This is a genomic window from Alistipes provencensis (assembly GCF_900083545.1).
Lineage (GTDB): Bacteria > Bacteroidota > Bacteroidia > Bacteroidales > Rikenellaceae > Alistipes > Alistipes provencensis.
In genome coordinates, this window is the sequence record NZ_LT559262.1 from 721,638 (window position 1) to 734,095 (window position 12,458).

Genomic DNA, 12,458 nt, shown 5'->3' on the forward strand with positions numbered 1-12,458 from the left:
ACAACGACCCATGAACCGACGAACACTTCTTCCCCTTGTCCTGCTCCTCGCAGCGATTCCCGCATTCCTGCCTCAGCACGCACACGCCGCACGCCGCACCGTGCGCGTAGCCGACTACGGACTGCAGCCCGGAAGCGGACAGGACGCCCTGCCGGTCATACGGCGGATCATCGACGAAAACAAAGGCGTCCGGGGCTTGCAGATTCGTTTCGACAAAGGCCGCTACGACTTCTACCCCGACGCGGAGCGGCAGGCCGCCGGCAAACCGACCACGGCGTTCGCCTTGGCGCGGATGCACGACGCGGAGATCGACGGCGGCGGATGCGACTGGATCTTCCACGGACTGATGAATCCCGTGCGGCTCACGGAGTGCCGCGGCACGACGCTCCGCAACGTGCGCATCGACTGGCAGCAGCCCTACAATTCACAGGCGACGATCGTCTCGGCAACGGACACCTATGTAGATATGGCGATCGACGCCGAACGCTATCCCTATGTCGTGGCAGGCGACTCGCTCGCGTTCGTCGGGGAGTACGGCCTGCAGCGCATCGTCCCCGAATACACGAACCTCTACGACGGCACGACGCACGAACTGCTCTACCAGACGCGCGACGTACCGCTGGGCCGCGACATGTTCCGGGCCCGGGTCACCGACCTCGGGAACGGCCGGGTGCGTTTCCACTACCGTCCGGCCATGAAGCCTGCTCCGGGGAGCGTCGTCGTCTTTTTCCACGGACGCTACATCACCAACGGCATCGAGATCGCGGACTGCGAGCAAACCCGCATCGAACAGGTGACGATCCACCACACGCTGAGCTGCGGCGTCTTCGGCGTCCGTTCGCACGACATTGCGATGATCGGCCTCGACATCGTGGCCGACGAACGGTCGGGGCGCGTTTTCAGTACCATCGCCGACGCCACGCACTTCATCGGCTGCACGGGCGACCTCCTTTTCGACGACTGCACGGTGAGCGGTTCGGGCGACGATTTCACGAACGTACACGGGATGTACGCCCCCGTTGCGAAGGTCTGCGGCGCACGCTCCGTGCGAATCACCCCCACCAGCCGCGATCAGGGATTCCGTCCGGGCGAACGGGTCTGGCCGCTCGATACGGCAACCATGCAGCGCGGCCGTCCGCTGACGTCGGCCGGCACGGAGCGCATCGAGGGCTCGCGGGACCTTCTGCTGCATTTCAAAGAACCAATCGCCGGACGCATCGCCGCGGGGAACATACTGGAAAATGCAACGCTCTGTCCCCGGCTCACCGTACGCAACTGCCGGATGCTGAAAAAGAACCGCGGCCGCTCGATTCTGGTGACCACCCCGGCCAAAGTCCTGATCGAGAACAATCTGTTCCGGTCGGCAGGGGCCGCAGTGCTGATCGAGGGCGACACGGACCTCTGGTTCGAATCGGGCGCCGTATGCGACGTGACGATCCGCAACAACGTCTTCGAGGATTGCTACACCTCGGGCAACAACATCATCGACGGACCATGGGGCTGGGGCGAGGCGGTCATCTCGGTCTCTCCCTCCTTCCGGCCGCAGAGCGCCGATGCGAAGGCCTACCACCGCAACATCCGCATCGAGGGCAACACCTTCCGCCATTTCGACTACGCGGTGCTGTTCGCCCGCTCGGTCGAGGGGCTGGAGTTCAGCCGCAACCGCCTCGAACGCACCCGGACCTACGAACCTTTCTACCGCCCTTACAACCTCTTTCTGGACGGATGCCGCAAAGTGCGGGTCGAGAACAACGCCTTCGGCCCGGATTTTCCGGGACACAACATCGCGATCGAGCACATGCGCCCCTCGGAGATCACCCAACGCGGCGGCCGACCCCTTGAAATCATCTGCAAATAACGCCTGACCCATGAATACGAAACCATTGATCCCGATTCTCGCCGCCCTGCTCGCGCTCCTTGCGCAGGGATGCGGCACACGCCCCGCACACATCCGTGTTCCGCTCGACGGCCGGAGCGACTACACCGCACAGGTGCGGGACATCCTGCGCACGCACCCCGAAGGCCGGTTCACGCTGGAATTCGAACCGGGCGTCTACGATTTCTACCCCGAGCAGGCCGAAGAGCGATTCCTGCGCGTATCGAACAACGACAACGGGACCAAACGCATCGCGTTCCGCATGGAGGACATGCGCGGCGTCACCGTCTGCGGCCGCGACACCGAGTTCCGCTTCCACGGCGAGCTGGTGCCCTTCTACATCGACGGCTGCGAGGAGATAACCCTCCGGGGCATCACGCTCGACTACGACGTGCCGTTCGTGCTGGAGGGCCGCGTGATCGCGCAGGATGCCGCGACGCGCAGCATCGACCTGAAGATCACCAGCGGCAACCCCGTCCGGGTCGATAACGGAGAGCTGATCTTCTCGGGCTACGACTGGGAACAGACCCAAGGCGACAACATCGTCTTCGACACCCTGACCCATGCCCCCTACTACAACACGGCCCGCTTCCTCCACCCCTACTGGCAGCGGAAACTGACGGCCGCGATGCTCGGTCCCGACACCGTGCGGCTGACGGGCTTCCTCTCCCCGGAGCTGCCGCCCGTCGGCTCGGTCTACGCCGACAAAGGCCCCTTCCGCAGCAACCGCCGCTGTCCGGGCATCGTCGTACACCGCACGCGCGGCCTGAAGATCGAACGGTCGACCGTCCACGCCTCGGGCGCCATGGCGCTGATTTGCGAAAACACCGAGGACGTGACGCTCGAAAAATACGATGTCCGCCTCCGGGAGGGCTCCGGGCGCTTCATCTCGGCCTCGGCCGACGCCACGCATTTCGTCAACTGCCGGGGCACGATCCGCTTCGACGGGTGTCTGTTCGAGAACATGCTCGACGACGCCACGAACGTCCACGGAACCTACATGGCCGTCGACACGCTTTCCGGCGATCGGCTGACCGCCCGTTTCGGGCATGTCCAGCAGCAGGGCTTCGATTTCGCCCGTGCCGGCGACACCCTGCGGCTGATCGACCGCATCAGCCTCCGTCCGCTGGAGACCTTCGTGGCGGCCGAAGCCCGGTCCCTCGGCGACGAGCGGTGGACGATCCGCGCGGCGGGCCCCCTCGCCACTCCGCCGTCGGAACACCTCGCCGTCGAGAATCCCCGCAACATGCCCGCCGTCGAGATGCGCCGCTGCACGGTGCGCAACAACCGCGCGCGGAGCATCCTGATCTCGACGCCGTGCCCCGTAGTGGTCGAGGACAACTATTTCTCGTCGATGATGGCCGGCGTGCTGATTGCCGGCGACGCCAACTCGTGGTTCGAATCGGGCAGCGTCGGTGACGTCGTCATCCGCCGCAACACGTTCGTCAACATGGGCACGGGCGGCGAGAATCCCCAGTCGGTGCTGCAAATTTCGCCCGAAATCCCGGTCTCGGGCCGCGGCGACGATTTCTACTACCACGGACACATCGTCTTCGAACAGAACACCGTCCGCACGTTCGATTCGCAGGTGATCTACGCCCTGAGCGCCGACCGGCTGGAGATACGCGACAACCGCTTCATCCAGAGCGACTACCCGCCGATCTTCGGCGGACTGACCTACATCGACCTGCAACACTGCCGGGAGGCCGATATTTCGGGCAACAGCTTCGAAGGCGACCGCACGGTCGAGGTGAGCGCCGTCGGCTGCGGCAGCGTCCGGATGGCCCCCGGACAGCCGGGATTCGCCGACGCGACGGTCGGGAAACCCAACACTTATTATTACAAACAATAACGACTCCCATGCGCACTTCCACCCTGTTCACAGCCCTGTGGCTGATTCTTGCGGCCGCGGCCTGTTCCCGGCCCGAATTCCGCCCCGGAGCGGTCTGGACCGACACCGACGGCGCCGTCATCAACGCCCACGGAGGCGGCATCCTTTACGACGAAGGCCGCTACTACTGGTTCGGCGAACACAAGACCGCCGGCGAGGCGGGCAATCTGGCGCAGGTCGGCGTTCACTGCTACTCCTCGGAGAACCTCTACGACTGGCGCGACGAAGGCATCGCGCTGTCCGTGGCTCCCGAAGGATCGGGCAGCCCGATCGAGCAGGGCTGCATCCTCGAACGCCCGAAGGTGATCCGCAACGCCCGCACGGGCAAATACGTCATGTGGTTCCACCTCGAGCCCAAAGGCACCGGTTACACGGGCGCCCTGAGCGGCGTGGCGGTCAGCGACCGTGCAACGGGTCCCTACACCTTCCTGCGTGCCGTGCGTCCCGACGCCGGGGTCTACCCGACCAACGCCCTGCCGCAGCATTTCGGCAAGAGCCGCGCCGCGGGGATGCATTTCGACGGCGGCAGCCTGCCCGAACATCCCGACTCGCTGAACCTCGTGGGGCGCGACGCCGCGCAGGGCCAGATGGCCCGGGACATGACGCTCTTCGTCGACGACGACGGCCGCGCCTACCACATCTACTCCTCGGAGGAGAACAGCACGCTCCACATCTCGGAACTGACCGACGATTACCTTGCCCACAGCGGCCGCTACGCGCGGTTCTTCGCCGGACGATTCATGGAAGCCCCGGCGCTTTTCAAGCGCGGCGGGCGTTATTACCTGATGATGTCGGGCTGTACGGGCTGGGCCCCCAACGCCGCCCGATCGGCCGTCGCCGAGTCGATCTGGGGCCCGTGGCGGGAGCTCGGGAACCCCTGCGAAGGCCCCGGGGCCGAAACCACCTACGACTCGCAAAGCACCTTCGTCGTCGCCGTGGCGGGCACCGACCGCTACATCTACATGGGCGACCGCTGGAACCCGGCCGATGCCGCCGACGGACGCTATGTGTGGCTGCCCGTGCGGTTCGGGGACGACGGATTCTGCGTGGAGTGGCGCGACCGCTGGCGCTGGGAAGAGTGACGAACGCACAACCAACCTACCGCATATGAAACAAACTTACCAACTTAAAAACCGTTGAACATGAAACACAGCTATCGCACCCATTTGCGCCTGTGGCTCACAGCGCTGGCCGGATTCTTCCTTCTGGCCGTGCATGCGCAGTCCGGCGCAGAGGTCCGCATTCAGGGAAAGGTCACGGACAAACAGCACAACCCGATCACGGGCGTCGTCGTAGCTGTCCATGGCCGGCAGGCCGGCACGACGACCGGCACGGACGGTACGTTCTCCATCACGGCCCGTGTCGGCGAGACGCTCGAGATATCGTATCTCGGCTACAAGAAACAGCAGCTCAAAGTGACGCAGGCCATGACCCGCGCCGACATCACGCTCGAGGAGGACGCCCTCGCCGTGCAGGACGTCGTGGTCATCGGCTACGGCACGACCAGCAAGGAGAAGCTCACGGGCGCCGTATCGACGGTGTCGACCGCCGATTTCAAGAACCGCCCGATCACCGACGTATCGCTGGCCCTGCAGGGCAAGATCACGGGCGTGCAGGTGACCCAGACCTCGGGCCAGCCCGGCGCCGACGGGGGTACGATCACCGTGCGCGGCATCGGCACGCTCAACGATTCGTCGCCGCTGGTCATCATCGACGGGTTCGAATCGTCGTTCGACAAGGTGGACCCCAAGGACATCGAGTCGATGTCGGTCCTGAAAGACGCCGCTTCGGCCGCCATCTACGGCAACAAGGCCGCCAACGGCGTGATCCTCATCACCACGAAGAAAGGCCGCACGGGGCGGCTGCAGGTCGAGTACAACGGATATGTCTCGGTGCAGCAGGTGACCCGCTACCCCGATCTGCTCGGATCGGTCGACTACATGAACCTCTACAACGAGGCGTGCCTCAACTCGGGCCAGCAGCCGCGTTACAGCCAGAACTACATCGCACATTTCCGCGACGGCAGCGATCCGGCGCTCTACCCCGACCGCGACTGGGCCGATTTCTACTTCAAGCCTGCGATCCTGCACAACCACTATGTGAAACTCAACGGCGGCACGGACCAACTGGCCTACACGCTGTCGATGGGCTATCTGGGGCAGGACGGCATCCTCGAGGGCACGGAGTACGACAAGTATAATTTCCGCATCAACACGACCAGCTCGCTGCTCAGGGACCGGCTGAAGATTTCGACCAACGTCGCCGGTTATTCGGGCGTCAAGAACGATCTGGTGGACGGCACGGGCAACACGCTCTACCGCATCGTGGCCATGAGCCCGATGGTCAACGCCAAGATGGAGGGTTACGGCTGGACCGACTGGTTCTACGACGACGCCGTGCGCGAGGCCGGCGGTTTCAACAAGACCAAAACGGGGAATTTCAGCGGCAATATCAACCTGCAACTGTCGCTGCTGAAGAACCTGCGGCTGGAGGGTGCGATCAACTACGACCGCACGACCGAAACGGGGCAGGTCTACGCCCCGAACGTGGACCTTTACACGGTCTTCACCGGAGCCGACGGCTCGCAGACCATCGGCAAAAGCACCTCGCGCGAGTCGTCGATCACCGAATCGACCTACCGCTACGGCAACCTTTCGAGCTACGTCACCCTCTCCTACTGGGCCACGGCGGGCGACCACCACAATTTCAAGGTGCTGGCCGGATGGCAGCAGGGACAGTGGGACAACAAGTATTACAAGGCTTCCCGCACGCGCCTGACCACCAACCTGCCGTCGCTCGAAGTGGGCGATCCCTCGACGCAGAAGAACTCGAGCTGGGAGACCGAGGTCAAGAGCATGTCGTTCTTCGGACGTTTCAACTACGACTACAAGGAGAAATACCTCATCGAGGCCAACATCCGCTACGACGGCTCGTCGAAATTCGCCGAAGACCACAAATGGGGCGTCTTCCCGTCGTTCTCGGCCGGCTGGCGCATCTCGCAGGAGGCGTTCATGCGCAACGTGCGGTGGCTCGACGAACTGAAACTGCGCGCCTCGTGGGGCCAGCTCGGAAACGAGAAGATATGGAGCTCCTACGCCGGCATCGACATCCTTTCGATCGGCTCGTGCAACTACATCTGGGAGAACCAGCAGGTCACCGGCGCCGCGACCTCCTACATCGCCAGCAAAGACCTCACATGGGAGACCACCACGCAGTATAACATCGGACTGGACCTCAGGCTGTTCGGATCGCTGACCTTCACGGGCGATTTCTATGTGAAGGACACCGACGACATCCTGATGCAACTGCCCGTATCGGGCATCTTCGGCTTCACCGAGGACCCGTGGAAAAACGCCGGGCGCATGCGCAACACCGGCTGCGAGTTCGCGCTCTCCTACTTCAAGGCTTTCCGCAAATGGGAGTTCAGCGCCGGGGCCAACCTCTCCTTCAACCGCAACAAGATCCTCGACCTGAAGGGCCAGAGCCCGATCCTCAACTCCACGACGGGCATCCTGCTCGAAGAGGGGCGGCCGATCAACACATTGTACGGCTACGAGGTGGAGGGCATCTACCAGAGCGACGAGGAGATCCACGACCACCTGACGACCTTCGACCGCAACGGCAACCCCGTGAACTCCTACTCGGGGCTGGTGGCCGCGCCGGGCGACATCCGCTTCAAGGACCAGAACGGCGACGGGATCATCGACATGGACCACGACCGGGTGGCGCTGGGCGATCCCAACCCCGATTTCCTCTTCTCGTTCAACCTCGGGGCCCGCTGGAAAGGCTTCGACCTGACGGCCTTCTTCCAAGGCGTTTGCGGCGGCGAGGGCTGGAGCACGGGCGAACTGGTCTCCCCGTTCTTCAACGGCTACAACACCGCGGCATGGATGACCAAGCGCTGGACTCCCGAACGGCCCAACAACACCTACCAGCGGGTCTACATCGACAGCCAGCGGGCGCAGATCAAATCCGACTATTATGTCGAGGACCTCTCCTACATGCGCATGAAGAACCTCGAACTGGGCTACACGTTCCCCAAATCGCTGGTCGGCAAGATCGGGATTTCGGGCATCCGCGTCTTCGTCAGCGCCCAGAACCTCTTTACGCTCACCCGTTACAAGGGTTTTGACCCCGAGCGTGCGGGTGTCAATGCCACGAACATTTACGATTACCCGCTGGTCCGGACCTTCACCGCCGGCCTGAACGTAACCTTCTAAGCCATGAAAAAGTTTTCCACCCTCTTCATCGCAGCCCTGCTGCTTGCGGGATGGTCGAGCGGTTGTGCCGACTACCTGAACACCGTTCCCGTCGACAAGTCGTCGCCCAACACCTTCCTCAAGGGCGTCGAGCAGGCCAAGAGCATGCTGGCGGGCATCTATTACTGTTTCTACGACGATTCGCCGGCCTATATCACCCCCTACACCTACGAGAACATGTGCGACAACTCCTACAACCACCACACTTGGGAGTTCAGCGCCGAATTCGCCCAAGGCACGCAGACCGCCGCGAGCTGGTGGGCCGAGCTGAAATGGACCAAGGACTGGCAGGCCATCTCGCGCGCCAACTCCCTGATCCGCTCGATGGCCCTCGCCACGGGCATCAGCCCTGCGGACAGCCGGAAGATACTGGCCGAAGCGCGGTTCCTGCGCGCGTGGTTCTATTTCGACTTGGTGCGTTTCTACGGCCGGGTGCCGCTGGTCGACGAGAATTCGCCGCAGGAGAACGCCCCGCGCGAAGAGCTCACGAAGGTGATGACCTTCATCAAGGGCGACGTGGAGTATGCCGTCGCAAACCTCGACAACACGCTGGGCGGCGAGGTCGCCTGCCTCGGTTCGGCCCTCATGCTCCAACTGCAAATCGCACAGTACGAATACGACAACGCCACGGTCATCGCCTGCGCCAAGGCGATCAAGGAGCTCGGCTACGACCTCTACGGCGACTTCCGCAAACTGTTCCTCGACGAAGGTATCAACGACCCGTCGAACCGGGAAGTGATCTTCAAGATCAACTACGCCGAAGACCTGCAGTCGAGCTACATGACCCAGTTGTGGTACAACTGGTTCTCGTTCAACACGACGCTCGAGGCGGTCAACAGCTTCTTCACGGCCAACGGACTTCCCGTCAAGCCGCTCGAGGCCGAGAACGGCGCCTCGATCCCGGCCGACCCGGCCTACGACAAGGATTATCCCTTCGAGAACCGCGATCCGCGCCTGAAACTCTCGGTGCTCTGCCCCGGCGACGAATACCGCTGCGACGGAACCTCCCGCTACCAGATTCACTGGCAGCCCGCCAACTGGGACAACAAGACCGGCTTCGCGGCCAAAAAGGGTGCCAACGAAACGCTCGTGAACCTCAACAACGACGGCGGCGACAAAATCCTGATGCGCTACGGCGAGGTGCTGCTGGCGTGGGCCGAGGCCGAAAACGAGGAGAACGGTCCCAAAGGCGCCTACGAGCTGATCGACCAACTGCGCCGCCGCGTGGGGATGGTCACCCTCACCGAGTCGCTGCCCAACCTCACGAAGGAGACCATGCGGGCGCTGATCCGCAACGAACGCCGCGTGGAACTCTTCCATGAGGGGCAGCGCTGGCACGACATCCGCCGCTGGAAGATCGCCGAGAAGGTGATGACCGACGCCCACGGACTCGACGTCTCGAAACTGCAGTACTACCCCACGAGCGGCGCCACGTCGCCCTACTGGCAGTACGAGGAGATCGTCGTCGACAAGCGCTCGTTCAACAAGGACCGCGACTACCTGTGGCCGATCCCGCTCAAGGAGCTGAACGCCAATCCGCTGATCCGCGACGACCAGAACCCCGGTTATTAACCCAAATGCCACAAATCATGAAACGATTCACCGCATACCTGATCCCCGCGGCTGCCGTCATGGCCGCGCTCCTGAGCCCGTCGTGTGAGCAGCAGGTCGACTACGTCGATGCGACGTGGGCGCGCCCCATCTCCCCGGCCGAAGGCTCGACCCTGAAGATCGACTTCTTCAAACCCGACGACAAGCAGGTCTTCACTTGGGAGGTCCGTCCGGGAGCCACCTACAAGATCGCCTTCGACGTGGACATGCACTTCGAGAACGCCTGCGTCTACGACATGGGCCAGAAGGACTCGCTCGTGCTGACCAATTCCGAGATGCTCGACATGCTGCGCACCGTCTGGCCCGACTTCTCGGGTGTCAAGCGCTTCTTCTGGCGCGTCGAACAGACGCGCGGCCACGACGTGCGCACCTCGTGGCGCTATTTCAGCGCCATTCCGCAGGTCGAGAGCTTCACCGACGCCCGCGACGGCGAGGTCTACGGAGCCTGCCAGTTCATCCTCAACGACGGTTCGCTGATGACCATCATGTCCGAAAACCTGCGCGCCACGGTCTACGCCGACGGCGAACCGCTGCCCGTCGAGGCCAAGGCGGCCGCGGGCGACGGTTATTGCAGCGACCCGCTCTATGTGCAGAAGGTCGGCCGCTACTACTCGTGGGCCGCAGCCACGCGCCTGACGTGGGACGAGGCCAAGACGGCTTATGAAGCGGGTGAAAGCGTACAGGGCGTCTGCCCCGACGGATGGCACCTGCCCTCGATGGACGAGTTCGCCGCCCTGCGCGAATACCTCGGGGCCGACGTGGGCGCCAACGCCGTGAAAGACCCCTCCTACTGGCCGACGACCGCCGGCATCACAAACAGCGCCAAGATGAACGTCGTCGTGTCGGGTTTCTACTGGCACGAGGGGCTGACGTTCCTCACCGACCCGACCTTCACGGCCCGGTTCTGGACATCGACGCCCCGCCTGCAGGGGATGCAGTTCGCCTACGGCGACAGCGCCTCGGCCGACGACCCCACGAAGGCCGTTCTGCTCTCGATCTACGACGACGCATCGACACTGAACATGCAGTCGTACAGCGTCGTACCGTCGGTCGAAAACCACATGTACCCCGTCCGCTGCGTGATGGACCCGATGTAAACCCAAACTGCGAAAAGCCATGAAAATCCGACTGATCCTATTCGCCGCACTGCTGGGAGCATGCCAGCTCGCGGCCTGCAAGGAGGACGAACCCCGCACCCCGCAAGGCGGTCCGGAGGAGGTCTCCTACCCCCACCGTTACTACATCGACCCCGAAAACGGGTCCTACTACAACACCGGACACTCCCCCTCGCAGGCGTGGGAGAGCGTCGACCGCATCATGGAGCGCTCGTGGAAGGCCGGCGACACGATCCTCATCAAGCGCGGCACGGTCTACAACGGATCGCTCACGCTGCGCGGCAGCGGTTCGGCCGAGGCGCCGATCGTGCTGGGCTCCTACGGCGACGAAAGCCTGCCCCTGCCCGAAATCGCAGGCGGCGGAAACTACGAGGCCATCCTGATCCGCAACGTCCAGTACTGGGAGTTGCAGGACCTGCGGATCACCAACAAGGGCGCGGCCCCGCGGCCCAAGATCGCCGGCATCCGCATCGAGGCCGACAACATCGAGGGCGGCGTGATGAACCACATCCACATCCGCCGCTGCGAGGTCGCCGATGTCTACGGCACGAAGACCCACCACAACGAAGGCGGCGGCTCGGGCATCTTCTACTACAATGTCATCGGGGGTGCGAATCCCTCGTCGTTCAACGATCTGGTGGTCGAGGATTGCCGCCTGACCGACTGCCAGCGCGACGGACTGACGGGTTTTCTGGCGACGGGCGACCGTTCGCTGCGCAAGGCCAACACGGGCTTCGTATTCCGCCGGAACGTCTTCGAAGGGATTCCCGGCGACCAGATCATCGTCAACGGCTGCGACGACGCCCTCGTCGAGTACAACATCGTGCGCAACTGTGCGCAGGGCGATTTCGCCGACGAGAGCGTCCCCAACCGCATGGAGGCCGCCGCAGCCCTGTGGTGCATCCACAGCGACGGCACCATCTTCCGTTACAACACCGTGCAGGACCACAAGGCCACATGGGACGGACAGGCATTCGACGTCGACCAGAACTGCCGCAACACGCTCTTCGAATACAACATCTCCTACAACAACACGGGCGGCTGGCTGATGCTCTGCCCGAGCGACGTGGCGTTCGACCGCAATTTCGTCTCGCAGGAGGGCACGGTGGTGCGCTACAACGTCAGCATCAACGACGGCACGCGCGACTATGTGAAGGGCAACGGCCAGACCCTCTCGTCGACGATCGACGTGGTGGGCCGCGTGGGCGGATGCCACTTCTACAACAACACCATTATCAAGACCCGTTCCGCCGCGACGCACGCCGACAACACGGCCGTCACGTTCGACAGCTACACCAACATCGAGGGGTCGCTGGTCTTCACCAACAACATCTTCTACAACACTACCGGCACGGCCAATCCCTTCACAAAGGTCGGCACGGGCGAGTTCATCGACGACCGGGGACTGATCCTGCGCAACAACTGCATCTACGGCTACCGGGAGGGAACCATTCCCGGTTCGGGCGACCACAACGTCGGCACGATTCTCACCGACCCGAAATTTGTCCGGCTCGTGGAGGAGTTCACGGCCAACAACAATCTGGTCGACAAGGAGCAGATACTCGCAGGGCTGCAGTTGGCCACGGGATCGCCTTGCATCGGTACGGGCGCCGGAATCGCCGACGAGCCGGTATTCCCGCTCACGACCGATTTCTGGGGCGAGCGCATCGGCAGCGCGCGCAACATCGGGGCGTATAACCATTAAA

At 63.3% G+C, this 12,458-nt stretch carries 7 protein-coding genes; all 7 read left to right on the forward strand.

Going from position 1 to position 12,458, the window contains the following annotated elements:
• Nucleotides 1-10: 10 nt before the first annotated feature.
• From BN5935_RS03015 to BN5935_RS03045, 7 genes are read left to right on the forward strand one after another with little or no spacing between them, the layout of a single operon-like run.
• A complete protein-coding gene (locus BN5935_RS03015) occupies nucleotides 11-1,858 on the forward strand; it encodes a right-handed parallel beta-helix repeat-containing protein (RefSeq protein ID WP_064974791.1) in 1,848 nt (615 codons plus the stop codon).
• Nucleotides 1,859-1,868: 10 nt separating this feature from the next.
• Entirely contained in the window at nucleotides 1,869-3,728 is a 1,860-nt protein-coding gene (locus tag BN5935_RS03020; protein ID WP_064974792.1) for an alpha-1,3-galactosidase-related protein, read from the forward strand.
• A gap of 8 nt (nucleotides 3,729-3,736) precedes the next feature.
• Nucleotides 3,737-4,849 carry a glycoside hydrolase family 43 protein gene (locus tag BN5935_RS03025; protein WP_064974793.1) on the forward strand — a complete coding sequence of 371 codons (1,113 nt, stop codon included), beginning with the start codon at nucleotides 3,737-3,739 and terminating at the stop codon, nucleotides 4,847-4,849.
• 60 nt (nucleotides 4,850-4,909) lie between these two features.
• Nucleotides 4,910-7,987, forward strand: coding sequence for a SusC/RagA family TonB-linked outer membrane protein (locus BN5935_RS03030; protein ID WP_064974794.1), 3,078 nt, complete (start codon nucleotides 4,910-4,912; stop codon nucleotides 7,985-7,987).
• Nucleotides 7,988-7,990: 3 nt separating this feature from the next.
• The gene (locus BN5935_RS03035; RefSeq protein ID WP_064974795.1) at nucleotides 7,991-9,598 is read left to right on the forward strand and encodes a RagB/SusD family nutrient uptake outer membrane protein; all 1,608 of its coding nucleotides are present in this window, start codon (nucleotides 7,991-7,993) and stop codon (nucleotides 9,596-9,598) included.
• 17 nt (nucleotides 9,599-9,615) lie between these two features.
• Nucleotides 9,616-10,734 (forward strand): FISUMP domain-containing protein, encoded by a 1,119-nt coding sequence (locus tag BN5935_RS03040; protein WP_064974796.1) that lies wholly within the window; start codon nucleotides 9,616-9,618, stop codon nucleotides 10,732-10,734.
• A 19-nt stretch (nucleotides 10,735-10,753) separates the two neighbouring features.
• Nucleotides 10,754-12,457: a right-handed parallel beta-helix repeat-containing protein gene (locus BN5935_RS03045; RefSeq protein ID WP_064974797.1), complete on the forward strand. Its 1,704-nt coding sequence runs from the start codon at nucleotides 10,754-10,756 to the stop codon at nucleotides 12,455-12,457.
• The last annotated feature ends 1 nt before the right edge of the window (nucleotide 12,458 follow it).